We start from the raw sequence: 26,030 nt of genomic DNA, 5'->3' as shown, positions 1-26,030 counted from the left end.
TTGTGTTTTATTATTTTCGAATTTAATGTAGAATTGGTAATTTTCTTACAAAAATCGATATACATAGTTATATAATAGTTATCGTGATATTAATAATTTTTTAAATTGGTGAACTGCAAAAAAGTATCGATGAAAGGTTTTGTATAAAAGAAAAATAGTTGCTGTAAAAGCTTTTTTAATTTATTTTTAAAAATGGAGTATATTTACAAAAAACTAATTACTTGTTAAGCTATACCAAACACATTCATAAAACGTCTACAAAATGGGTGACTTTCGTTCATGGAGCAGGAGGTAGTTCTACAATTTGGTTTAGGCAGGTAAGAGAATTTAAAAAGCATTTTAATGTTTTACTTTTAGATTTAAGAGGGCATGGAAACTCTAAAGTTAATTTAAAAGACGCTTTTAGTGATAAGTATACTTTTGATTTTATAACGGATGATATTCTACATGTTATTGATCATGAAAATATTCAGAAATCACATTTTGTAGGTATTTCATTGGGGACTATTTTAATTAGAAATTTAGCAGAAAAATATCCTAATCGTGTTGAAAGCATGATAATGGGTGGCGCTATTATGAAATTAAATTTAAGATCTCAAGTGTTGATACGTTTGGGAGTTATTTTTAAATCGGTAGTACCATATATCTGGTTATATAAGTTTTTTGCTTTTATAATAATGCCTAATAAAAACCATAAAGAGTCAAGATCTCTTTTTGTGCGAGAAGCTAAGAAATTGTATCAAAAAGAATTTATAAAATGGTTTAAATTAACTTCAGAAATTAATCCATTACTACGTTTTTTTAGAATGGTAGATATAAAAATTCCTACGCTATATGTTATGGGAAGAGAAGATTATTTGTTTTTACCATCAATTCAAAAAATTGTAAAATCACATGAAAGCTCTGAATTATTTATTGTTGAAGAATGTGGTCATGTTGTAAATGTAGAACAACCACAAATATTTAATGATAAAGTTATAGGGTATTTAAATAAGATTTAAATGTCTTAAACATTTTCTTGTTATTCAAAAACTTCATAAATAAAAACAGCCATGAAATATTTCATGGCTGTTTTGTATATAATTGGTTTTTAGATTTGTTTATTCAACATCAAAAAACAATTTTGTTGTTTGCGTATCTCCACCAATTGCATTGGAAGCTTCGTTGTAATTTGCTTCATTTAAATTTTGTTCATCAACTGGGTATGTATATCTAGTTGGAACAGGACTCTTTTCATCTTCATCTCCTGGCAAATTGAATGTAGGACTGTCATAAACCCTCCAAGAAGTCCATGCTTCATAACCTCTATTGTACATCGCTATCCATAATTGATTTCCAATTTTTTCTTTCCATGTTCCAGGTGCAGTTGTATAAGCTACATCAGCGTTAGCTAAATAATCTTCAACATTCGTAGCTCCCCAATAATCAAAAGAAGCAGTAATACCTGCATTATATAAGGTTTCAGCATCACCTGAAGAACTCGAAATACCTCTTTCAGCAACATCTGCTAAATAAAATGATACTTCAGCATAATCAATTAAACATGCAGGGTTTTCTGGATCAAGCATGGGATCACCAATATGAGAATAACTAGTATAAGCATTAGTTGCGCCATATATACCACCAAGATAGGTGTCTTCTCCTAAATTGTCGTCAAAATAATAGGCTCTTCTAGGGTCATTTAAATTATTCATAAAATCAACTAATGTATTAGCAGGAACAAAATCAGAACGGCCGGACTGAACTAAATCTACCCAAACAGGATTGGTATTAGGTGTAGAGCTTTCGTAAGTAATTTCAGCATTGTCATCATTTGAAGTAAAAACACCTCCACTAATTGCAGTATTAATAGCATCTGTAGCTTCATCTGTCATTTCAGAAACATCAATAACTCTTAAACCCATTCTTAATAATAATGAATATCCAAATTTAGTCCAAGAAGTAGCGTCACCAGAGTAAATAGGATCAGAAGAATCAAACCCTGTTCCTGATATAGTAGGAATTACTGTATTTAAACGAGATATTAAATCACTATAAATAGTTACTGCATCATCATACTCAGGTAAAATGTATTCACTATCGTTCAATGCTTGACTATAAGGAATGTCTCCAAAAGTTTCTACTAATTGTGCCCATGTGTATATTTCTAAAACTTCTATTTGGGCATTTCTAGAATCTTTTTCTTCTTGTGTTAATTCATCATCTGCATCAACGATTTCTTTAGCACTCTTTAAGTCAAATAATACATTTTCATACATTTCTGACCAATGAGTACCCGGTATGCTTCTTGTCGTGAAATCATAATTAGCTTCATCTGTATAAGTAGTTTCAGTCCAATGTTGTCCTAACATTCTAAAAATGTTAGTATTTACACTGGTGCTAGTCATTTGATCAAATAAACTTTTAGTAGCAGAATTAAATAAAGAACTCGCTTCTACCTCAACAGGATTTTTTGGATCTGTATTTAAGCTTTCATAAACGTCGTCTGATTGACACGATCCTAATGTAATTATAGTCAGAGCGGTTATTAATATTTTTTTCATAATTTTCATTTTAAAACTGTAATTTAATACTTGCACCTATTTCTCTAATTGACGGATAAGAACCTGATTGGTATCCTTGAACATTTCCAGAACTTAATCCAGCTTCAGGGTCAGCATATGGTACATTTTTATGTATAATCCATAAATTTCTACCAATAAATGAAATTGAAGCGTTAGAGAATGGTGTTTGGTCTAGTACTTTTGAACTAAGGTTGTAAGTTAAGTTAACCTCACGTAATTTTACATAACCAGCATCATAAACATGTAATTTATTAGGAGCTCTTGCATATCCATAAGGGTTTGCATAATTACTAAAATCTGCTCTTACTTCATTAGTGTTACCATTTTCATCAACACCTTTTAAGATTAAACCTCCAGAATTTGCACCATAGTTACCTACAGTTCCTGTTATAGGATTTCTTAATGGATTACCTAAATCATTATCAGCTACTGACCAATCATATAAACCAGTTGCATATCCATACCAAGTATCTAATGAAAATACGTCACCACCTTTTTGAACATCAATTAAAAAACCTAAACTAAAGTTTTTATATTTAAAAGTGTTGTATAATCCTCCAGTCCATTCAGCGTTGATATCTCCAATAACGTCATTGTTAGTTGATGTTCTTAAGTAAGCACCACTTGTCTGGCTAATTACTTTTTGACCATCATCAGCATAAATAAAATCAGATCCTCTAATTGTTCCGTAAGCTTCACCTGGTGTTGCATTAATTGAAACACCACCTTGTAAAGATGCTAATTGAAGGTTGTCAATACCATTTAATAATTCAACAACTAAACTTCTGTTTCTAGCCCAGTTAGCAGTTACATCCCATTGAAAGTTATCTGTTTTTATAGGGGTTGCACTCAATTGCACTTCCCATCCTTTATTTTCAATAGTTCCTGCATTTAAAATAGAAGATCCATAGCCTGTTGAAGAAGATAATGGTATGCTGGTAATTTGATTTATATTTTGGGTATTATAATAAGAAACATCAAAACTAACTCTTCTGTCTAAAAATGCCATTTCAAGTCCAAATTCAGTGCTTTCTTGTCTTTCTGGTAATAAATCAGAATTTGATTTAGTAGTAGAATTAGATGCTATTCCGTTACCATTAAAAGGAGTACCAATAGAATATGTATTGAATACATTATATGGATCTGTAGCATTACCAACTTCTGCATAGTTTGCTCTTAATTTTCCAAAGGTCAACCAATTTGCGTCAATTAATTGAGAAAATATTAAACTACCTGAAACAGAAAAATAACCATATCGGTTATCTGCTGTAGGTAAAGTAGAAGATCTATCTGTTCTATAAGACCCTTCTATATAAGCGAAATTATCATAACCTAAACTTGCTCTAATATACTCACCGTCAACCATTGATGTTGCATCGTATTCAGTAGGAGCTTCAATAGAACTCACACTGTTTGATAATGCATAGAAACCAGCTAAACTTAAACCTCCGTTAGTTTCTGCAAAAATACTATTGGTTTTATTTCTTCTAATATTCATACCAACCGTACCCTCCAAGCTTATTTTTTCAGAAAGATATTTATTGAAATTTAACATGAAATCATAATTGTATTCTGCAACATTGTTGTTAAATCTAGAATAAGAAGAAACATCAGCACTACCAACATTTATTCTTTCTTCTTGTAAGGCTGCATAAGTATCAAAAGAGAATCTTCCTATTGCAGTTAACCAATCAGTAACCTCATAATCTAATGCGAAATTACCAAAGTATCTATTTCTTGTATCCGTTTCATAATTTTCATAGAAAGTCCAATAAGGGTTGTCTGAATAGATAGGTGATAAATCCTCTGGCCCATTAGGGTTCCAAGTAATATTCTCTCTTGTGGCAAAATAAGCTTCTTTTTGTTGAGCAAAATCAACATTCATTTGACTCCATTGTCTGAATTGTTGCATAATGTTACCTGAGCTATACCCTGTACCATTTCTACCTTTACCATCTGTTTTTACAAAGTTGAAGTAAGCAGAAGCAGTAAGTTTATCTGATAAATCTTGAGAACCACTAAACGAGACAGTATTTCTTTTTATAGAACTGTTAGGTAAATTACCGCTTTGTGTTAAGTTAGTCACACCTAATCTAAAGCTACTTGTTTCTGTTCCTCCATCTAATGCAAAAGAGTTAACAGCAGTTGTGCTAGTTTCCCAAACATAATTAGGGTTATTAGCACCTGCTACCCAAGGAGTAGCTTCTTGGTAAGTATCTAATTGAGGATAAATAGAGTTCCATTGGTATACCAATAAATTTTCATCAAATGCAGCGCCATAAGATGCATCTTCAGTAAAAGGTGTGGTCAAATCATCAATTCCATCTCCATTAACGTCATATTCATTAAAGTAAGAATCCTCATTTGGTCCATAAAACGCACCATAACCAGCACCATATTTGTTTTGGTATTTTGGTAATGTTGATGAGTCAGCAGTACCTAAAGTGATACTTGAAGTGACTGTTACTCCAAGCCCCTTATTTTTTTTACCTTTTTTAGTTGTAATCATAACAACGCCATTTGATGCTCTTGATCCGTATAATGCAGTTGCAGCAGCACCTTTAAGAACGTTAATGGTAGCAATATCGTCAGGATTGATGTCAGATGCAGCATTACCATAATCGTATCCACCAGTACCACTTTGTTGACCATCAGTATTTGAGTTTCCATTGTCAATTGGAATACCATCTACTACAAATAAAGCTTGGTTGTTTCCTGATATAGAATTGTTACCTCTAATGACTACGTTTGTTGATCCACCTAGGTTTCCTGAGCTTTTAATACTTAAACCTGCTACTTTACCAGATAGAGAGTTAACAAAGTTGTTGCTTTTTACATTAGAGACAGCGTCACCTTTAACCTCTTGAGTTGCATAACCTAAAGATTTTTTTTCTCTTTTAATTCCTAAAGCTGTTACAACAACTTCATCAAGTGATTGTGCATCTTCTAAAAGCGTAACATCAATTTTGTTAGATGTACCCACAGTTTTTTCAACAGTTTTTTGTCCAATGTATGAAAAGACTAAAATTGCTCCTTGTGGTGCACTGATGGTATAATTACCATCAAAATCTGTTTGGGTTCCTACGGATGAACCTTTAATAAGAATACTTGAACCAGGTAATGGTAAGCCGTTTTGATCTGATACCACACCAGATACTGTTTTTTCTTGTCCATGAACTATCAAGGACAAAAGAAAAATCTTAAGAAATAATAAATACTTAATTCTCATGAAGATTAATTTTGAGTTAGTTGTTAATAATTAATATTTAGTCGTCTAAATAGAAGGTGTGAGAGGTTAGTCTATTTTTTTAAGGAGTGACTAATTCTAATAAAAAACGAATCAAAGTAAAAAGAACTTTACGATAATTTTTTTAACTAACCTCTTTTGACCAACTATATCTATCAAAAGAAGTGAATAGTGTTAGTTAACTGTTAATTTCCGACCTAAGTAAACTATTCCCGACTTAAATTAACGTTAACTTTTAGTTTAAGTGACTGTTAAACAGGTTTTTGGATTGAAGTTTAAAGAGTGTTAAATTTTAAGCTAATTTTATGTTAAGCGAAGTGTTTAAAAGACTTTTTTAATGCTTTTTGATACTCTAAAGGAGTCTTTTGATGTCTTTTTTTGAAGGCTTTGTAAAAAGAAACTTTATTATTGAAACCAGATTCGTAAATTAAATCTGCAACCACTATTTCCTTTTTAGAGTTTTCAATAATATTTATGGCCTCATTAATTCGGTAATCATTAATTAGTTCATAATAATTTTTACCAAACTCTTGGTTTATAGTTTGTGATAAACTATAACGATCAGTATCAAGCTTTGTAGCAAGTTTTTCTAAAGTTAATCCGTTCTCAAGGTAAATTTTGTCAAGTGATAATGATTTTTCTAATTCGGTTTTAAGAGCTTTAAGCATGTCATCTGTTAGACTTGAATTTTTATATTTAGTGTTAACTTCATTTTTCAATTCATTGTCTTCTATCAACAGCATATTTGGTTGTATAAACAATATAAAACCTATAAAACTAATTATTACAGCATAAAGTATTGCTATAAAATATATGGTTAAAGAGTTTACAAGTTCATCATATTCAAAGTAAGACCTAGCGGTAAGTATTACAAATAATATAATAGTGAATGTAAGTATAGTAATAAACCATTTTTTGTTAATAGTGTTTAGTTGGCTTTTATTTTTTGTAAATAACTTGATTAGTAATAAAAGGTATAAACCAGTGTAAATAGCTTTTAGAGACACATTATTTAGTGTTCCTGTTAGGAATTCATTCTCATAAAAATTAATAAATATGTAAAAGCATAGCATTAAAGTTGGAATTAAATAATGTAATGTAATTTTAGATGATGGATTATTTCTATTTCTTTTTTTTGACAGATATAAATATAAAGTTGGAAGCCAAAAATAATATTGAGCACGAAAAAGAGGAATTATGGGATTGTAGTTTAATCCTTTCCACCAATATATAGATAGTTCTAAAAGCATTAATGATACACCATTTAAAAATATACCGAAGTAAATATTTTTACCATCTTTTTTATAGTGATTGATTAATATCTTATTAGCGACAAAAATGCCAAACAGTGCATTTAGCATAAATAACCAATCTATAAAGGTTTTGAGGTTATTATTGTCTGGTTCTTTAAAAATTTCAGAACTTGCACTCTCAGTATTAGAAAATGAAGGTTGTATATTTTCAGATAATATACTTTTATTTAAATTTTGTTTTGTTTTTTCTTGATTGTAAATAAGTTTAATACTATTATTTACTGTAGTATACGACTTATTTATAGCAAATAGTAGCGTAAATATAAATACGGTAAAAGTAAATAAACGTCTGTTGTTCAAAATTTATGAATTTCCGCAAAAATAGAAATAATTAAGAAGCCTAGCTGATTTATAACTAAAACTTAACAGATAGTGATATTTGTAAAATTTATTTAAATTTTGAGCATAAAAAAACCGGTGCTCCCACCGGTTTTAGACTAACTAACTCAAAAAATTACTAAACTCAAATATTATTTGATTACAAAAGTAATATGTATTTAATTTTCCAAAGTTAAAATAACCTTAGGGAATTGTTATAAATACTTATATAATATTTAACGTAACCTTTTTTAAGTTATTGTATTATTTATAAAAAAATGTAAGATTAATCTTGCAAAGCGAAAACTTGCTTTAATAAATCTGTTGTTCTTGATGATGTTTGTGTTCTAATTTCTTTTTCTTCAACGGCTATCATGGTATAAACACCTTCTAATGCCTCTTGTGTAACATAATCTGTTAAATCAGGATTTACTTTAGTTACAAAAGGAATGTTATTGTATTTGTTAATTAAATTACTCCAAACTTGATCGGCACCAACTTTATCAAAAGAATTTTTAATTACTGGGCTAAATGAAGCGTATAAATCTGTTTCTGTAGCAGTAGTTAAATAGGTTGTAGCAGCATTATCATCACCTAACAAAATGTTTTTTGCATCACTAAAAGTAATTCCCTTAACAGCATTAACAAAAATTGGAGTAGCTTCTGATACTGCATCCTCAGCTGCACGGTTTAAAACTTTTAGACCTTCATCAGCTAAACTGCTTAAACCTATTTTTCTAAGAGCGTCATCAACTTTTTGTAACTCTTCAGGTAGAGCAATTTTTACCAATTCATTTTTGAAGAAGCCATCTTCTTGTGTAAGCTTGGTTACCTGTTTGTCAATTCCTAATTCTAAGGCTTCTCTTAAGCCACTAGCAATTTGATCATTACCTATAGACGTAGTTTGTGGTAATTGGTTAACAACTTGTTGTAATTCATTACAGCTAAACATTAAAAAGCAAATACTAAGTGCTAAAATTTTATTTTTCATAGTTTATTTATATTAATTTTTCACAAATTTAATTTTATATATTTCTTTAAGAAAAAATAACAGTTTTATTATTGTAAACCATTGTTTTTCTTTTAATATGTAATTTAACTGCTCTTGATAAAACAATCTTTTCTAAGTCACGACCTTTAGTCACAAAGTCTTCAATAGAATGTGTATGTGTTACAGTTGTAGTGTCTTGTTCGATTATTGGTCCTGCATCTAATTCTTCAGTTACATAATGTCCAGTTGCTCCAATTATTTTGACACCTCTTTTAAAAGCGGCATGATAAGGCTTTGCACCTGCAAAAGCAGGTAAAAATGAATGATGAATATTGATAATTTTATTTGGGTATTCATTAATTACTCTACTCGTAACAATTTGCATGTACCTTGCTAATACAATAAAATCTATATGATGCTCTTTCAGTAATTTTAATTGTTGTGTTTCTGCTTCTGTTTTGGTTTCTTTTGTAACAGGTATATGATAAAACGGAATATTGAACTGCTCAGCAATAAAGCTTAAATCTTTATGGTTACTTATAATAAATGGGATCTCAACCTCTAGTTCTCCAGAATTAAACCTACTCAATAAATCGTATAAGCAATGATTGTATTTTGAAACAAAAAGAGCCATTTTGGGTTTTATCTCACTGGTATGAATACTCCACTCAATACTATATTTCTCGGTAAGGTCATTGTTAAATTTGGATTTAAAACCTTCTAACGAAAATATGTCATCAGAAAATTCACTCTCTAATCGCATAAAAAGTTCACCAGATTCCTTATCAACATGTTGGTCTATATAGATAATATTACCGCCTTGCATGTGTATAAAACCAGTTACTGTGCATATAATTCCAGATTGGTCAGGGCAGTGTATGAGTATTGTAGTTTTCAAATGTAAATGTTTATATCGCTAAATTATAATTTTATAAAACAACAATGCTTATAAGTATATTGTTTTTACGATATTCAACTTAAATATTTATGAATAATACGGTAAGAAAGGTTAGGTAAAAATATTGATTTAAAAATAAAAAACGCTCTTATAAAGAGCGTTTCCAAATTTTGTATGATTTTCTAAAAATTTTTATTTCTTCCCTAAGTAAGTTTATATATTCCTTTTCTTTTAAGCCATCTTTTTCAAGTCCCATACAGTATGACAAAATATTTTTTGTCATTATATTTATATGGTGAATAGTTGAAGTTCTAATGTGTTTAGAATCAGATCTTTCAGCTAATTCTATTTTTTGAGGAATTAAAATTGCATCTGTCAATATAGAATCAGCGATGATATCTCTATGACTTTTAGATTTATATAAGTGTAATAGATCTTTATTATAAGAAACGTATGCTGCAATTTCTCGACTTATATGACATAAATCAAGAGCTTTACGATATACCGGTAATGTACTTAAATTTCGATAAGGCATTTTAGAGCAATTTTTTTATAAAATTACGACCAGATTTTAATTTTTAACTTGTTATTAGTTGGTAAATGTTTAAATTAGCTTTGTATTACTAATTTTTTAAACAAAAAAACCTTTGAAACAAAAGATAGATGACTTTAACTGGAGTATTCTCCAAAGTTTACAAAAAAATGCTCGAGAAACTTTTGCTACAATTGGTAGAAAAATTGGATTAACGCCACCTGCAGTAGCGGAGCGAATAAAGAAAATGGAGGATTTAGGAGTTATAAGTGGTTATAGAACAATTGTTTCTCATACACATGCAGGTTATCAATTAACCGCAATTATAACCTTAAGAGCATTTATGGGAAAATTAAAACCTTTTTTAGAAGCGGTTAAAACTTATGAAGAGGTGGTGAATTGTTACAGAATTACTGGTGATGAAAATATTATTATGCAAGTGGTACTTAAAGATCAATTTCATTTAGAAAAATTTATTGATCGATTAATTCAATATGGAGAAACTAGAACTCACATAATTTTATCAGAGGTTGTGTCTAACGCACCAATTAAAAAGAAAATGTCATAAAAGTGTAAAAGTGTATTTGTTATATTTTGTAGTTTTAAGTAGTTGTTGGCTAGGTTTTTGATAATTGTTCATATATGAGAAATTTATTTTTTTACGCATTTGTTATTACAAGTTTACTATCTGTAAATGCACAAAAATTGACCTTAAAAAAGGGGGTGATTATTGATTCAATTATAATTAATGATACAATACAAGAAAGTTATGCTCTTTTTCTGCCTTCAAATTTTGATACAACTAAAAAATGGCCAATAGTTTTTGCTTTTGATGTGAATGGTCAGGGTAGTATGTCTTTAAAAAAACTCAGGCAAGGTGCAGAAAAGAACGGTTATATTTTGGCGGCGACTAATAATGTGTTTGATTCCATCTCATTGACTAAAAATATACTTGTAACAAGTAGAATGATGAATAATGTTTTTTCTATATTGCCTATTCATCAGAAGAGGATTTATGTTGCAGGTTTTGATTATGGAGCAAGGTATGCTTCAATTTTACCAATTGTAATCAAAAATTTAAACGGCGTAATATCATTCGAAGAGCCAATTTCAAATTCAGATGTATTAAATCCTAATAAACCTTTCCATTATATAGGTGTTTCGAGTATTGAAAATTTCAATTTACAAGAAATGCAATTAACAGAGAAATCATTAAATAAATTACGTTTTTCAAATCAATTATATGTGTACGATAAACAAAGTTTAAATGTTTTCAATATAATAGATAAGGCTTTTGAATCTTTCACTCTGAGTGCTATGGCTAAAGGTGTTATAGCTAAAGATTCAATATTTATTAATGAAACATATAATACTAATCTTAGTCAAATTAACAAATTAGTAGAAAAGAAAAAACTTTTAGCAGCGTTTGATTTAATGATGATAGTTGAGGAAATTTACAGACCTTTAAAAGAGGTTGAAGATCTTAAATCGAAATATAAAACTTTAAAAAAAGAGAAAACTTATAAAGCATTAAAACGCACTGAAACCAATACTTACTTTAAAGAAGTACTGTTGCGAGAAGATTTTGATTATGCGATTTATGAAGATGTTTTAACGTATAATTTTAACAACCTAGGTTGGTGGAAGTATCAATCAGAAGAAATAGAAAAGTTTATTGCGGATAATGATGCTCAAGTTAGTAACATGGGAAAACGCTTGAGCGGTTTTGTTGATTATTTGGTTGATAGCAATTTAAAAACTTTAAATGGAGAAGAAAATCTTGATGAAGAAGGACTTCTTTTTCTTTGGATGTTAAATACAATTATTCATCCGAATGATTTTCAGGCCTATAAAAATATTATTTCATATAGTGCAAAACATGAAGATTACGACACGGCTCTTTTTTACTTAGAAGAATTATTAAAGGCAGGTTATAAAAATAAAGAATCACTATATACTATTGAAAACACTGCGCTTTTAAAAATTACACCTGAGTATAATGTTTTGATAAATAAGTATTTAAAAGGTGCCCGTTATGAAGTTATTGAGCAATAAAATGTGGTACTTTATTTACATCCCAATCAATTACTAAGCCTTTAGCTAGCGATTGTGCAACTTCTTTACCGTACAAATATTCGCATAAATAAAGTGAAGCTTCAAAACTTTTTGCACCTCCGGCAGAAGTAATATATTTTCCGTCATGTACAAATAGAGAGTTTTTTTTCACATTTAATTGAGGAAACATTTTTTGATATTTATTTAAATCACCAGGAAAAGTTGTTGAGATAATTGTATCAAGTAAACCCGCTTTAGCTAAAACAAAAGCACCGTCACAGTGGCTAGTCATAAATTTAGCTTTTTCATCTACTTTTTTTACAAAACTAATCATTACAACATCTTCCAAATCGGTGTCTAAATGGTGTTCAGCACTTGGTACTACTAAAATATCTATGCTGGGCATGTTGTTTTTAGTGTAATCAAAGTCTGGCAATATTTTAACACCTTCAAAAGTAGTAATTGGGTCTAAAGTATTTGCAACAGTAAAAACATTCATTGCTTTAATATTCTCTCGGTATTGTGTATGCTGAAAAATATCAAAAGGGGCAGTAAACTCAGTGTTATAGGTTCCATTCATGATTAAAAAAGCAACATTATAGCGGTCAGGTTTAATAATTAATTCCTTATTAGCCTTATTTTTACGAGCATTTGGGTTCATGCATGATAGAATGCAAAATGAAAATAATAAAAGTAGGGTGGTTCTTTTCATTCTTAATGACAATTGTTTGCTTCGAAAGTACAAACAAATGATAAATATATTAAAAACAATATGTTGTATTTTTGATATCAAATATAGAATTATGAGACTCTTACTAATAGTTTTAACGGTTTTTATTGTTGGTTGTAACGGAAAAAAGAAATACCATGATATCGTTGAAAATAAAATAACTCAAGACACACCTAATGCTATTGCTGATATTCTAGAATTTCAGAAAGAGTTAAATGAGGAGTATAAAGACCCTGAAACTTCACCTCTATATGATAAGGATAGGGTGAATTTTGAATCCTTAGATTTTTTTGCACCTGATACCACATATAGGGTAATGGCTAGGTTTGAAAGAACACCCGATGCTTTACCTTTTTTTATGCCTACTACCACTAATAGAAAATCAAAAGAAGTAGTATTTGGTATTTTATATTTTAAATTGTTAGGTGATGATTATCAATTAGAAGTGTATCAAAATTCACAATTAAAACTTAGAAGTGGTTTTAAAGATTATTTGTTTTTACCTTTTTTAGATGAAACTAATGGGAAAGAAACCTACTCTGGCGGCAGGTATATTGATTTAAGAATACCCGATGGAGATTCTATTTTATTAGACTTTAATAAGGCATATAACCCTTATTGTGCTTATAATAAAAAATATTCTTGTCCGGTTGTACCCAAGGTTAATACGTTAAATGTATCAATTAAAGCAGGGGTAAAGGCGTTTAAAAAATAGAATATGTTTTGGTTTATTTTGAAAGCAGTTTGTGTGTTATAAATGATCCTTTAAGTTTGATTTATTTTTAGCTCACGACCTGTAGTTTTTCTTTTGTTCTTATTTGATATGTTTGTTGAATATCTGAAATAAAAATTTTACCATCTCCTAAATTACCAGTATAGGCATTATCTAATATAGAATCTACTGTACGTTGCATTAATTCATCAGTAACAACAATTGATAATTGTCGTCTTTGAATTTCACTTGTGCTATAGGATATACCACGGTAAACGTGACCCTGCTTTTCATTTCCGACTCCAGTAACATCCCAATAAGTGTAAAAAATATTATCTATTCTGTTTAATGCTTTTTTTACGTCATCAAATGTTGACTTTCTAATTATAGCTTCAATTTTTTTCATGGTTTATTGTGTTTGGTGTAAGTGAAGTATTGTTAATTTATTTAAATATATAACTTATAAAATTTTTATATCGTATAAATTTAGTTTTCAAACATAAAAAAAGCGAGAGTTTCATTTGAAACTCTCGCTTTACTATAAGTTATTGCTGTATTACCTCTTAGAAAGAATAAATAGCAGCAATTAAGAATGAAGATAAGCTACTAGATGCAGCACTGTCATTATCAATATATGGCTCGTCGTCACTCCAAGAATCTAATCTTATTTCTGGCTTGATGATTAAATTTTCAACAGTATAGCTACCAGTTAATGTAGCAGCAAAAACACTAGGGTCATCTGTACCATCAACTCCATCAAAAGTAGAGAAGTATTCACCTCTTAATCCTAAAGAGAAGCTATCAGAAGTTGCAACTTGCGGGTATAATGCTGCACCAGCAAAACCAGCACCTTCATTATCAGCATAAGCAGCATTAAGTCCTAAAAAGAAAGTATCTGATAAATCAAAACCACCAGTATAGTCTATTTCAAAACCTAAACTTGTGTTGTTGTCATAATAAAAATTTAAATATTGTCCTGAGTAGCCTAATTGAGCCCCTAATGAATACTCTCCAGTAAAATTATTATTAACATCAGTTGGGTTCATTATAGCAAGCATTAAGCTAAAATCTTCTGATAAAGCAAAATCAGCTTTTAAACCAACATGTGAAAAAGGTCCATTTGAGAATAAATAAGAAGTACTATAGTTGAAATTTCCAACAGGAGATATTACCTCATATCCTAAGTAAGTGTTAAAGCGACCAAGAGTTAATGTTGTTCCTTCAGATACATTCCAATAAGCATACAATTGATTAACAAAAACTCCGGTATCACCACCAACAGCACTAAGACCTCTAGGACCAAATGCTAAATCTGCTACAGCACCTGTTTTAGCGCCTTCGTAACTTGCTATAACATTAGCCATACCTAAAGCAAATCCAGTTTCATCAGCAAAAGATGTACCTGGGTTAACAAAACCACCAGTAACGTTATCAGCTACATCTGTAGTGCTTAAGTTTGTTCTATAATAAGCATCAACACTACCACTGATGTTTAATTTTTTTTCTTCCTCTTCTTGAGCAACTGCTGTTGTACCTACAAATGCTAATGCTAAAAAGAAAATATTTTTTACGTATTTTTTTGTTGAAATTGTTTTCATAATTGATTTGTTGTTTCCCTCTTTGGGATTGTTGTTTTTGATTTATTGAATATTAAAAATAAAGGGTGCTGTTGATACACCCTTTATAGTGAGTGAGTTTAATAATGAGTTTTGAGTTTTATTTATCGTTGATAGTAAATTCAGGGTAAGCACTAGAATCATGCTCATGAATATCTAAACCATCAATTTCTTCTTCTTTAGTAACTCTTAATCCTATTGTTTTCTTAAGAATAAATAATACTATGAATGAAGCTACTGCCGCCCATACTATGTATGCTAATGATCCATAAATTTGAACAATTAATAAGCTAGCGCCACCGCCATTTAAAAGACCACCATCAAGTGCAAATACACCAACTAATACAGTACCTATAAAACCACATACACCGTGTACAGATATTGCACCAACTGGATCATCAATTTTTAATTTTTTATCAATAAACTCAATAGAGAATACTACTAAAATACCACAAACTAAACCTATTGCTAAAGCTCCCCATGCATCTACAGCACCACAACCAGCGGTAATACCAACTAAACCAGCTAATGCACCGTTTAATGTCATGGAGATGTCTGGCTTACCATACTTAATCCATGTAAGGAACAAGGCAGCCATTGCGCCAATTGCAGCAGCTAAATTTGTGTTTATAATTACGCTACCAGCAGCAACAGTATCGTCACCACCCCAAGCTAATTGAGAACCACCGTTAAATCCGAACCATCCTAACCAAAGGATTAATACACCTAATGCACCATAAGTCATATTGTGACCAGGTATTACGTTTACTTTTCCATCTTCGTATTTTCCGATACGTGGACCTACTAATATAGCAGCAACTAAGGCAGCTGCGCCACCTACAGCATGTACTACTGAAGAACCTGCGAAATCTACAAAACCAGCAACATTTAACCATGCATCATCGTCAAATGGCCAGTACCAGCTACCAGAAATTGGATAGATGATAGTTGTTAATATTGCAGAGAATATTAAATAAGTAGAAAATTTTGTTCTTCCTGCAATAGCTCCAGAAACAATTGTTGCTGCTGTTGCACAGAATACTGTTTGGAAGAATAAGTTATACCAATCTGTTGCAGAGAAAAAGAAATATCCTTGATCTGCAGGGCTAGATCTGAAGAAGCCACCCATTACAAGGTCACTACCATACATAATACCGTAACCTACGGCCCAAAACATAATAGAACCAATACAAAGGTCCATTACATTTTTCATAATAATATTACCAGAATTTTTACTACGTGTAAAACCAATTTCTACTAATGTAAATCCTGCTTGCATAAAGAATACCAAAACTGCGGCAATGGTAATCCACAATGCTCCCATGTCACCGTTTATTGTTGAAACGGCTGCGTCTAATGCTTCTTGTTGTACGTCATTCATAATAAATGTGTTTTAATAATTTTTTGAGTTAGTTAGTTTATTCCAGCTTGCCCGCTTTCTTTAGTTCTGATTCTGTAAGCTTCATTTACTTCGGAAACAAATACTTTTCCGTCGCCTACATTACCTGTACTAGCAGCTTCTAAAATTGTGCTAACAGTTTTTTCAAGAAATTCATCAGATACAACAATAGTTAAATACCTTCTTTGTATATCAGATGTACTGTATGATATACCACGATAAACATGACCTTGTTTCTCGTTACCAACTCCAGTTACATCCCAGTAACTAAAGAAGTTTACTTCAATTTGATGTAGCGCTTTTTTTACTTCATCAAATTTTGATTTTCGGATAATTGCCTCGATTTTTTTCATAATTGATTTGTTTGTTGACAAAACAAATGTATGTTAAAATGTTTAACACCCTAAAAAAATAGAGGTTTGATATTATATTTTTGTGTTTATAATAATTAAGCCCCCTTTTTTTTATGGGTATCGATAAAAAAAATCGATTTTATTAATTTTAATTAAAGAGGCTCTGGTTGTTTTTGTGAAAATTGTGGTATATATAGATTTTATCACTTGTTTTTTTGAGAATTGTTTAATAAACAGATAAAAAAGAAGAGAAAATGAAAAAAATAAAATTACTATCACTCAATGTGTTATTTGTAACAAAATCTATTTTTGTTAAAATTTGAGAAATAGACGTAAGTATAGTTACGTATATGTCTACGTATTAAGTGCTTATGCTTAAACTTTAATAGGATATACGATTGGTTACTTAAATAAGCTTATCAAAACTTATTCTGAGTAAAAAAACATTAAATTAAAATAAAGTTCTTGAAGTTTGAACTATTCATTCAATCGAAGCTTACTATACAATTATAGTAATAACTTTTTACTAATGAGGTGTAATTATTGAGATTTTATCAATCTATGTTTAAACTGCTTTCTTGTATTTAGCCTCAGAGTAGTTCATAGGGTAAACACGAGATGTTGTAGATAATTTGGAAAAACTAGATGTAGCTTTCTTCTGTTTAGATTTATTTCTATTTACACTAAAAACTAATAAAATTGCATTTACTGCAATTAAAGTCATTAAAATACTGAAAAACGTTACCATAGAACTACGTGTTATAGTGTTACAACGCAAAAATACGACTTTTCTTACGTAAAAGTTAAAAATAATACAAAAGTGGTGATTTTTGTAAGGAGTCTAAAAAATGAGTTAATTTTTGAGTAATTCTTTAATTACGAACAAAGTTATGATGAATAATATGAATGTTGCTACAATCCAGATAACTCCCTTATAGTTTTTGCGGTGTAGATTAATATCTTTTCTGTATGTAAAAAAGGTAATTATTGTAAAAACAATAAAAAATAGTATACCGAAAATTAATTGTCCTTTGCTGAACATATTTTATATTTTTATGCGAAAATAATCTAATTAAGATAAATTAATAATACAAAGGATGAAAAATAAACTTGATGCTGTGGCGCTTTTTCATGAAACTTTTGGGATGGGCGTTCCTAGAGTAATGAAAGCAGATATAGGTTCGCGTAAAAATTTACTTCGTTATAATTTAATGGCAGAAGAAAATCAAGAATATTTAGATGCGGCTGAGAATAATGATATGGTTGAAGTTGCCGATGCACTTGGAGATATGTTGTATATTTTATGTGGGACTATATTAGAACATGGCATGGAATATAAAATAGAAGAAGTATTTGATGAAATACAACGTAGTAATATGAGTAAATTAGATGCAGACGGCAAACCTATTTACAGGGAAGATGGTAAAATATTAAAGGGACCTAATTATTTTAAGCCAAATATAAAATCAATATTAGAGTCATAAAAAAACCGCCTATTAGGCGGTTTTTAGTTTTATGTATAAAAAAGGTTTAAATTAAAATTAAGCTTCGAATCTCCAGCCAAATTTATCTTCAGACCTATTGTATTGAATATCTGTAATTAACTTTTTTAAAGAACTGGCATAACTTTCAGGTAGTTCTGGTAAATCATAATCTGTACCTTTATAACCAAATGTTGCTATTGGAGATATTACAGCTGCAGTACCAGCGCCAAACATTTCTTTTAAAGACCCGTTTTTAGCAGCTTCAACAACTTCAGAAACTGTAATTTTTCGCACTTCAACATTTATATTTTGATCTTTAGCAATCTCTAAAATACTTTTACGAGTAATCCCATCTAGTATTCTGTCACTTGTGGGTCCAGTAATTAAAGTATCGTTTATACGAATAAAAATATTCATTGCACCAGCTTCTTCAATATACTCATGTGTATTATCATCGGTCCATATAACTTGATTGTATCCTTTTTCAACAGCAAGTTGTGTTGGGTAAAACTGCCCAGCATAATTACCGCCAGCCTTAGCATAACCAACGCCACCATTTGCTGATCTTGAATATTTTTCTTCAATTAAAACTTTTACTTTGCCTGAAAAGTAAGCACCTGAAGGAGCCAAGCAAATCATGAATTTATACTCATCTGCTGGTGACGCATGAAAACCTTGACCTGATGCAAAAATAAAAGGTCTAATATACAAGGAGCTTCCATCTTGTTTAGGTATCCAGTTTTCATCAGTTTTTAAAAGGGTCTTCAATCCTTTCATGAAAAATTCTTCTGGAATTTCTGGTATTGCTAATCTTTTAGCAGATATATTTAATCTTTTATGGTTGTCTAAAGGTCTAAAAAGCCATACTTTTTCTTCAGTATCTTTATAAGCCTTCATTCCCTCAAAAATAGATTGTCCGTAATGGAAAATTTTAGCAGACGGATCAAGGGTTAGTGGCCCGTAAGGGACAACTTGAGGAGCTTCCCAAGCTCCGTTTTTGTAATTACAGACTAACATATGATCTGTAAAAACGCTCCCAAATGATAAATTATCAAAATCTATCTGGTCAATTTTTGATGTCGTACTTTTTTCAACCGTAACAAAGTTTTTTCCGGTAGTTTCCATTTGTTTTTTATTTAAAGGAATAAAATTAGTGAATTATAGTAATTTGAGCTTCATTTTTTCTATAAAAATGAGCAACTTTGTATGTAAAGGGTAAATACTAATATTTATGAAACGATTTAACATTTTACTTGTATTATTGTTGCTTATAATCTCTTGTGAAGGGCAGTCTAAAAAACCTTTAGAAGTTGAAACGGTATCAGAACAACAGAAATACACTTCTTACGGTGCTAGATTTAATTTAGAAAATTCTAGTAATGTGAAAGAAATGTCTAAAGTATATGAAAATTTAAATGTTTTAGATACGTTACAAACTACCTTTTCAGCAACTGTACTCGATGTTTGTCAAGCTAAAGGCTGTTGGATGAAACTTCAGTTAGATGATAAAAATACTACAATGGTAAAATTTAAAGACTATGGCTTTTTTGTACCTAAAAATATAATAGGAAAGGATGTAGTTGTAAATGGTTTGGCTTTTGTTGAGCAAATGTCTGTTGAAGATCAAAAACACTATGCTTTAGATGGTGGAAAATCGGAAGAAGAGATAGCTAAAATTATAAAACCCAAAAAAACATTTAGGTTTAATGCTGATGGTGTTTTGTTAAAAGAATAATTTGGAAAGAAAAATAATTAAAACATCTGATGGCTCAACAACAATTCAGATTGTTGATTGGAACGAACAATACCATTCAATTCACGGTGCAATACAAGAAGCCTATCATGTATTTATTAAAAATGGACTTTCGCTTTTTGAAAATGAATCAATTGCTATTTTAGAGATAGGTTTTGGTACAGGTTTAAATGCTATAATTACAAGTATTGAATCTGAAAAAAGAAACTTAAAAATAGATTTTGTTGGAGTAGAGGCATACCCTGTTAATAATGAAGAGATTTTACAGTTAAATTATCTTGAAGAATTAAATGTGCCCGATTATAAAGATCAATTTACTGAAATGCATGCATCAGAATGGGGAAAACCTTGCGAAATTTCAGAAACCTTTTCATTAACAAAACAGCAAAAATTTTTTATCGATATTAAAGATGTTGATGCGTATAATCTTATTTATTTTGATGCTTTTGGTGCACGTGTTCAACCTGAGTTATGGACTGAAGATATCTTTTTAATAATGTTTAAAGCTTTAAAGAAAAATGGTGTTTTGGTAACTTATGCTGCTAAAGGTAGTGTACGTAGGGCAATGCAAGCAGTAGGTTTTCAAGTAGAGCGTTTGCCTGGTCCTCCGGGAAAAAGAGAAATGCTTAGAGCAACTAAATTATTAAATGATATAAGATAATTATTTAATTAATAATGTCTTAAATGTTGCCTTTAATTAGTGTTAAACCTACATTAAATATGAGTTTCTAACTACAAAAAAAGTACCTTTATTAAAAATTATTTATGAGAGTGTTGATTACTGGTGCAACTGGCTTAGTAGGTAGTGCTATTGTAGCTATTTGCCATAAAAATAATGTTGCGGTAAATTATCTAACGACTAGTAAAGATAAAATTGAAACTCTAGATAATTATAAAGGTTTTTATTGGAACCCTGATAATTCTGAAATTGATGCTAATTGTTTTAAAGGTGTTACTTCAATAATAAATTTAGCAGGGGCTACCATATCAAAAAGATGGACTGAATCTTATAAAAAGAGGATATTAACAAGTAGAATAAATTCTTTACGAGTATTAAATAAAGGCTTGCAAAAAATAGATGCTTCTACTATAAAATCTTTTGTATCAGCATCAGCAATAGGAATTTATCCAAATTCATTATCTAAACTCTATAATGAAGATGATGAGCTTGAAATTGATGGTTTTTTATCTGAAGTTGTAAATGCTTGGGAAAAAGAAATTGATACTTTTAAGAATTTTGATATGACTGTAGCTAAAGTGAGGATAGGCTTGGTTTTATCAAATAAAGGTGGTGCGTTACCAGAAATGGTAAAGCCAATCAAATGGTATGTGGGGAGTCCTTTTGGTTCAGGTAAACAGTGGCAATCTTGGATTCATATTAACGATTTAGCCCGTATATTTTTATTTGCTTCAGAGAATGAACTTGAAGGTGTTTTTAATGGTGTTGCATCAAATCCAGTGACGAATGAGAAGTTGGTTTCAGAAACAGCAAAGATACTTGGTACTTCTGTATTTTTACCCAACGTTCCCGCATCAGTATTAAAAATTGTTTTAGGTGATATGTCAGCCTTATTATTAGATGGCCAAAGGGTAAGTAATAAAAAAATTCTTAGCGAAGGTTTTGATTTTAAGTATCAAAATGTTTGCAATGCATTGTCTTCATTTTATGGTAAGTAAGGAAGTTTAAAGTAGTGTTATTATCAAGCAGTGTCATAAAGTTAGTTTCTATTCCTTTTTAAGTTTAAATAATTCTAGTTTCAGTCAAAAACTAGTCAATAGTCATGTTTTGCCATAAAGTTTGGTGACATTTTGACATTTTTAAAGAATTGGCAGTACTTTTGCCAATTGTAAATTGCAGATTTCAAAATTGAATCACAAATGAGCGATAAAAATAAATCAGAAGATATAGTAGACGAGAATTTAGAACAAGAAGTTCCTGAAACTCAAGAAGAGCAAGTTGAAGTTGAAGAACTTTCTGTTGAAGAGCAGTTAAAAGAAGATTTAGCTAAAGAAAAAGATAAATTTTTGAGACTTTTTGCTGAATTTGAAAACTACAAAAAAAGAACTTCAAAAGAACGTATGGATTTATTCCGTACTGCAGGACAAGAGGTTATTGTAGCACTTTTACCGGTTTCTGATGATTTTGACAGGGCTTTACCTGAATTAGCTAAATCAGAAGATAAAGAGATGTTTAAAGGTGTTGAGCTAATTCAAAATAAATTTAAGCAGGTATTAAAAGCTAAAGGTTTAGAAGAAGTTGAGGCTAAAGCGGGCGATGTTTTTGATGCAGAAATTCATGATGCAATAACTCAAATACCAGCGCCAGATAAAAAAATGAAAGGAAAAATAATTGATGTCATCGAAAAAGGTTTTAAACTAGGTGATAAAATTATCCGTCATCCAAAAGTGGTTGTTGGTAATTAAAAAATAGGTATGAAGGAAGATTATTACGACATATTAGGCATTAGTAAAGGTGCTACAGCAGCAGAGATAAAAAAAGCATATCGTAAAAAGGCAGTACAGTATCACCCAGATAAAAACCCTGGAGATTCTAAAGCCGAAGAAATGTTTAAAAAAGCGGCTGAAGCTTATGAAGTGTTAAGCGACGAAAATAAAAAAGCGCGTTACGACCAATACGGTCACCAAGCCTTTGATGGTTCAGGTGGTTTTGGCGGAGGCGGAGGTGGTATGAATATGGATGACATATTCAGCCAGTTCGGTGATATTTTCGGAGGCGGTGGCTTCGGAGGTGGTTTTGGTGGTTTTGGCGGCGGTGGCGGAGGCCAACGTAGAACTAAAGGTAGTAGCCTTAAAATTCGAGTTTCATTAACATTAGAAGATGTAGCTAATGGTGTTGAAAAGAAAATAAAAGTTAAACGAAAAGTACAAGCAAAAGGGGTGACCTATAAAACTTGTGCAACATGTGGCGGTAGAGGGCAAGTAGCTAAAGTTACCAATACAATATTAGGAAGAATGCAAACAGCAGCTACCTGTACTACATGTGGTGGTAGCGGACAGATTATAGATAACAGACCTAGTGAGGCAGACGCTCAAGGTATGATTGTTAAAGAAGAAACTGTTTCTGTAAAAATTCCGGGTGGTGTTGAAGATGGTATGCAACTTAAAGTTTCAGGAAAAGGTAACGATGCTCCAGGCAACGGTATTCCTGGTGATTTAATTGTAGCTATTGAAACGCAAGAGCATGAAACATTAAAACGTGAAGGTGATAATTTGCATTACGATTTGTATGTAAGTATTTCTGAAGCTGTTTTAGGTACATCAAAAGAAATTGATGCTGTAACAGGTAAAGTTCGTATTAAACTTGAGCCAGGTATTCAATCAGGTAAAATATTACGCTTAAGAGGTAAAGGTATTGCAAGCTTAAATGGTTATGGTGCTGGTGATTTATTAGTACACGTAAATGTCTGGACACCAAAAACTTTGAATAAAGAACAGCGAGAGTTTTTTGAGAAAATGCAGACAAATGAAAATTTTGTACCAAGTCCAGAAAAGTCAGACAAATCTTTCTTTGAAAAAGTAAAAGATATGTTCTCTTAAGAATATGAGAAAATATTATTAAAAAAAATGTATATTTGAAAATAACATTGGGTAACCAATGTTAATTTTCTTTTTCATAGCAATTTTTTTTCCCATCCTTAATCTAACTAAGGGTGGGTTTTGCTTTTAAATACACTTATTTTTAACTTAAAAAGGGTTAGTGTTTTTAAAATTAAATTGACCAAACTGTTAACCTTTTTTAAACCAAATCAATATCTTTGATAAAATTGTTTGCATGAACCATATTTTGGTAACTAAAGAAGTAAGCAAAAGTTATGGCGATTATACCGCTTTAAATAAAATTTCTTTAGAAATCCCTGAAAATAGTATTTACGGTTTACTTGGCCCTAATGGCGCAGGTAAAACTTCACTAATAAGAATAATCAATCAAATTACTCATCCAGATTCTGGGGAGGTCTTTTTTAACGGAGAACTTTTAAATCCTAATCATATTGCTATGATTGGCTATTTGCCAGAAGAGCGTGGTTTGTATAAAAGTATGAAGGTTGGTGAGCAAGCTTTATATTTAGCACAATTAAAAGGCATGTCTAAAACCGAAGCTCAAAAAAAGCTTAAATATTGGTTTGATAGGTTTGAGATTGGTGATTGGTGGAATAAAAAAGTACAAGAACTTTCAAAAGGGATGGCACAGAAAGTACAGTTTATTGTTACTGTATTGCATGAGCCAAAGCTTTTAATTTTTGATGAGCCATTTAGTGGTTTTGACCCAATTAATGCAAATATCATAAAAGATGAAATTCTTGAGTTGAAGAAAAAAGGAACTTCAATTATATTTTCTACGCACCGTATGGAATCTGTTGAAGAGCTATGTGAACATATAGCACTCATTTATCAATCTGAAAAAATATTAGATGGTAGACTTACAGATATAAAAAGAGAGTACAAGAAAAATATATTTGAAGTGGGTATGCAAACTTCAAACGGATTAGAAATTGTGAGTGATTTAAAAAATCATTTTACAATTTCTGAAGAAAGCTTTGATGCTATAGAAAACCAACTTAACTTCAATTTGCAAATTGTCTCTAAAACTTCACGAGAAATTTTAACGCATTTAGCGTCTAAAGCTCCTATTAATCACTTTTTAGAGAAAATACCCACAGCAAACGATATCTTTATAGAAACGATCCAAAATAAAGGCTCAAATGGATAAATTATTACTTATAATTAAGAGAGAATATTTAGCTAAAGTTCGTAATAAATCATTTGTTATAATGACCTTTTTAAGCCCCCTTTTAATGGTAGCTATGGTTGTTTTAATTGCTTTTTTAACGAAGTTAAATGACAGTGAAAAACAAATTATTACTGTTTTAAACGAAAGTGATTTTTTTAGTAATGAATTTGTTACTACAGAAACAACTTCATATATAAATTTAAAAGACTTGCCTTTAGATGTAGCTATAGATTCTACTGAAAATATGGGCTATTATGGCATGTTGCATATTCCCGAAGCATCCAATATTGAAGATGTTGCAATAAAAACTTTTTTCTATACTAAAGAGGCGCCAAGCACTACTGTTTTAGAAAAGTTAGAAAGTATATTTAAAACCAGACTTGAACAAGATAGGTTGTATGAAATTGGAGTGTCTAAACAACAATTTGCAACCATCCAAGAGCCTTATACGATGCAGACTGCAACATTTTCCGGTGAACTTAATGTAAAAGGTTTTAATGAAATTAAAGCTTTTATAGGTGGTGGCTTTGGTTATTTAATAATGATGTTTATTATTATTTATGGTGGTTTTGTGATGCGTAGCGTTATTGAAGAGAAAACAAGTAGAATTATTGAAGTTATCATCTCATCAGTTAAACCATTTCAGTTAATGATGGGAAAAATTATTGGTACTTCACTTGCAGGTATAACACAATTTGCAATCTGGATTATTTCTGCATCAATATTATTAACTGCCGTTGTTTTCTTTTTTGATATTGATCCATCAAGTTTTGATGCTGCCAACCAAATGGGAGTTCAAGCAGTTCCTGCGGCTATGCCATCTGTAGGTATGGTAAATGAAAAAATAATTGCTTTAGGTATGGAGGTTTACAAAATTCCATGGGTAATGTTGATCAGTTTTTTTATCGTATATTTTTTGTTAGGCTATTTAATTTACAGTTCAATTTATGCGGCTATTGGTGCTGCGGTTGATAATGAAACTGATACACAGCAATTTGTGTTCCCAGTAATAATGCCTTTAATGTTGGCTATTTACGTAGGTTTCTTTTCAGTATTCAATAATCCACATGGTCCAACGGCAGTAGCGTTTTCATTATTTCCGCTAACCTCACCAATTGTAATGCTAATGCGTTTGTCTAGTGGTTTAGGTGAAGGTGGTGTTCCTATTTGGCAATTAGTTGTATCTATTTTATTATTAATTATTACTTTTATTGGTATTGTATGGTTCGCAGCCAAAATATACCGAATAGGTATTTTAATGTATGGTAAAAAACCTAGCTACAAAGAATTGTACAAGTGGTTAAAGTATTAAATA

Annotated in this window: 25 protein-coding genes; 12 read left to right on the top strand and 13 right to left on the bottom strand. The window is 30.7% G+C overall.

The annotated features are described in order from the left end of the window. Positions 1–221: 221 nt before the first annotated feature. Entirely contained in the window at positions 222–1,001 is a 780-nt protein-coding gene (locus KO500_RS10675; protein WP_215956538.1) for an alpha/beta fold hydrolase, read from the top strand. Between the two features lie 99 nt (positions 1,002–1,100). Here KO500_RS10675 and KO500_RS10670 read toward each other — a convergent pair whose 3' ends face one another. The 6 genes from KO500_RS10670 to KO500_RS10645 form a co-directional block, all read right to left on the bottom strand. Next, complete coding sequence (locus KO500_RS10670; protein ID WP_215956537.1) at positions 1,101–2,543, bottom strand: SusD/RagB family nutrient-binding outer membrane lipoprotein; 1,443 nt, start codon at positions 2,541–2,543, stop codon at positions 1,101–1,103. A gap of 10 nt (positions 2,544–2,553) precedes the next feature. Beyond that, positions 2,554–5,793, bottom strand: coding sequence for a SusC/RagA family TonB-linked outer membrane protein (locus KO500_RS10665; RefSeq protein ID WP_215956536.1), 3,240 nt, complete (start codon positions 5,791–5,793; stop codon positions 2,554–2,556). Between the two features lie 326 nt (positions 5,794–6,119). Then, the gene (locus KO500_RS10660) at positions 6,120–7,424 is read right to left on the bottom strand and encodes a helix-turn-helix domain-containing protein (RefSeq protein WP_215956535.1); all 1,305 of its coding nucleotides are present in this window, start codon (positions 7,422–7,424) and stop codon (positions 6,120–6,122) included. Positions 7,425–7,728: 304 nt separating this feature from the next. Then, positions 7,729–8,433 (bottom strand): DUF4197 domain-containing protein, encoded by a 705-nt coding sequence (locus KO500_RS10655; RefSeq protein WP_215956534.1) that lies wholly within the window; start codon positions 8,431–8,433, stop codon positions 7,729–7,731. A 46-nt stretch (positions 8,434–8,479) separates the two neighbouring features. Continuing rightward, positions 8,480–9,331, bottom strand: coding sequence for a formyltetrahydrofolate deformylase (gene purU, locus KO500_RS10650; RefSeq protein ID WP_215956533.1), 852 nt, complete (start codon positions 9,329–9,331; stop codon positions 8,480–8,482). A gap of 148 nt (positions 9,332–9,479) precedes the next feature. Continuing rightward, positions 9,480–9,866 carry a hypothetical protein gene (locus KO500_RS10645; RefSeq protein ID WP_215956532.1) on the bottom strand — a complete coding sequence of 129 codons (387 nt, stop codon included), beginning with the start codon at positions 9,864–9,866 and terminating at the stop codon, positions 9,480–9,482. A 112-nt stretch (positions 9,867–9,978) separates the two neighbouring features. Here KO500_RS10645 and KO500_RS10640 point away from each other — a divergent pair, with 112 nt between their 5' ends. Both KO500_RS10640 and KO500_RS10635 read left to right on the top strand, forming a co-directional pair. Beyond that, positions 9,979–10,431, top strand: coding sequence for an Lrp/AsnC family transcriptional regulator (locus tag KO500_RS10640; protein ID WP_215956531.1), 453 nt, complete (start codon positions 9,979–9,981; stop codon positions 10,429–10,431). A gap of 74 nt (positions 10,432–10,505) precedes the next feature. Further along, entirely contained in the window at positions 10,506–11,918 is a 1,413-nt protein-coding gene (locus KO500_RS10635) for an alpha/beta hydrolase (RefSeq protein WP_215956530.1), read from the top strand. On the opposite strand, the gene KO500_RS10630 is transcribed toward KO500_RS10635, so the two are convergent. Then, a complete protein-coding gene (locus KO500_RS10630) occupies positions 11,905–12,579 on the bottom strand; it encodes a DJ-1/PfpI family protein (RefSeq protein ID WP_252732492.1) in 675 nt (224 codons plus the stop codon). The genes KO500_RS10635 and KO500_RS10630 overlap by 14 nt on opposite strands. 142 nt (positions 12,580–12,721) lie before the next feature. Between KO500_RS10630 and KO500_RS10625 the strand changes: the two genes are divergently transcribed. Continuing rightward, positions 12,722–13,363: a DUF1684 domain-containing protein gene (locus KO500_RS10625; RefSeq protein WP_215956528.1), complete on the top strand. Its 642-nt coding sequence runs from the start codon at positions 12,722–12,724 to the stop codon at positions 13,361–13,363. Between the two features lie 67 nt (positions 13,364–13,430). Here KO500_RS10625 and KO500_RS10620 read toward each other — a convergent pair whose 3' ends face one another. From KO500_RS10620 to KO500_RS10600, 5 genes are all read right to left on the bottom strand, one after another. Next, positions 13,431–13,766 (bottom strand): P-II family nitrogen regulator, encoded by a 336-nt coding sequence (locus KO500_RS10620; RefSeq protein ID WP_215956527.1) that lies wholly within the window; start codon positions 13,764–13,766, stop codon positions 13,431–13,433. Between the two features lie 157 nt (positions 13,767–13,923). After that, complete coding sequence (locus tag KO500_RS10615) at positions 13,924–14,958, bottom strand: outer membrane beta-barrel protein (protein ID WP_215956526.1); 1,035 nt, start codon at positions 14,956–14,958, stop codon at positions 13,924–13,926. A gap of 118 nt (positions 14,959–15,076) precedes the next feature. Further along, positions 15,077–16,357 (bottom strand): ammonium transporter, encoded by a 1,281-nt coding sequence (locus KO500_RS10610; RefSeq protein WP_215956525.1) that lies wholly within the window; start codon positions 16,355–16,357, stop codon positions 15,077–15,079. 32 nt (positions 16,358–16,389) lie between these two features. Further along, positions 16,390–16,728 carry a P-II family nitrogen regulator gene (locus tag KO500_RS10605; RefSeq protein WP_215956524.1) on the bottom strand — a complete coding sequence of 113 codons (339 nt, stop codon included), beginning with the start codon at positions 16,726–16,728 and terminating at the stop codon, positions 16,390–16,392. Between the two features lie 565 nt (positions 16,729–17,293). After that, a complete protein-coding gene (locus KO500_RS10600) occupies positions 17,294–17,476 on the bottom strand; it encodes a hypothetical protein (RefSeq protein ID WP_215956523.1) in 183 nt (60 codons plus the stop codon). 349 nt (positions 17,477–17,825) lie between these two features. On the opposite strand from KO500_RS10600, the gene KO500_RS10595 reads away from it, so the two are divergent. After that, positions 17,826–18,212 (top strand): nucleoside triphosphate pyrophosphohydrolase family protein, encoded by a 387-nt coding sequence (locus KO500_RS10595; protein ID WP_215956522.1) that lies wholly within the window; start codon positions 17,826–17,828, stop codon positions 18,210–18,212. Between the two features lie 57 nt (positions 18,213–18,269). On the opposite strand, the gene KO500_RS10590 is transcribed toward KO500_RS10595, so the two are convergent. Continuing rightward, complete coding sequence (locus KO500_RS10590) at positions 18,270–19,337, bottom strand: branched-chain amino acid aminotransferase (protein ID WP_215956521.1); 1,068 nt, start codon at positions 19,335–19,337, stop codon at positions 18,270–18,272. A gap of 106 nt (positions 19,338–19,443) precedes the next feature. Between KO500_RS10590 and KO500_RS10585 the strand changes: the two genes are divergently transcribed. The 7 genes from KO500_RS10585 (at position 19,444) to KO500_RS10555 (ending at position 26,027) form a co-directional block, all read left to right on the top strand. Next, on the top strand, positions 19,444–19,947 hold the full coding sequence (locus tag KO500_RS10585) for a DUF4920 domain-containing protein (RefSeq protein WP_215956520.1): 504 nt from the start codon (positions 19,444–19,446) through the stop codon (positions 19,945–19,947). 1 nt (position 19,948) lies between these two features. Then, on the top strand, positions 19,949–20,626 hold the full coding sequence (gene mnmD, locus KO500_RS10580; RefSeq protein WP_215956519.1) for a tRNA (5-methylaminomethyl-2-thiouridine)(34)-methyltransferase MnmD: 678 nt from the start codon (positions 19,949–19,951) through the stop codon (positions 20,624–20,626). Positions 20,627–20,730: 104 nt separating this feature from the next. After that, the gene (locus KO500_RS10575; RefSeq protein WP_215956518.1) at positions 20,731–21,642 is read left to right on the top strand and encodes a TIGR01777 family oxidoreductase; all 912 of its coding nucleotides are present in this window, start codon (positions 20,731–20,733) and stop codon (positions 21,640–21,642) included. Between the two features lie 201 nt (positions 21,643–21,843). Continuing rightward, complete coding sequence (locus tag KO500_RS10570; RefSeq protein WP_215956517.1) at positions 21,844–22,389, top strand: nucleotide exchange factor GrpE; 546 nt, start codon at positions 21,844–21,846, stop codon at positions 22,387–22,389. A 9-nt stretch (positions 22,390–22,398) separates the two neighbouring features. Further along, on the top strand, positions 22,399–23,523 hold the full coding sequence (dnaJ, locus tag KO500_RS10565; protein ID WP_215956516.1) for a molecular chaperone DnaJ: 1,125 nt from the start codon (positions 22,399–22,401) through the stop codon (positions 23,521–23,523). A gap of 235 nt (positions 23,524–23,758) precedes the next feature. Then, a complete protein-coding gene (locus KO500_RS10560) occupies positions 23,759–24,694 on the top strand; it encodes an ABC transporter ATP-binding protein (protein WP_215956515.1) in 936 nt (311 codons plus the stop codon). Beyond that, entirely contained in the window at positions 24,687–26,027 is a 1,341-nt protein-coding gene (locus tag KO500_RS10555; RefSeq protein WP_215956514.1) for an ABC transporter permease, read from the top strand. Before KO500_RS10560 ends, KO500_RS10555 begins: the two co-directional genes overlap by 8 nt. Positions 26,028–26,030: the final 3 nt, after the last annotated feature.

It is taken from the genome of Cellulophaga baltica, from assembly GCF_018861125.1.
Classification (GTDB): domain Bacteria; phylum Bacteroidota; class Bacteroidia; order Flavobacteriales; family Flavobacteriaceae; genus Cellulophaga; species Cellulophaga baltica_A.
The sequence above is the reverse complement of the archived record's forward strand: the minus strand, read 5'-3'. Positions and strand labels throughout refer to the sequence as shown.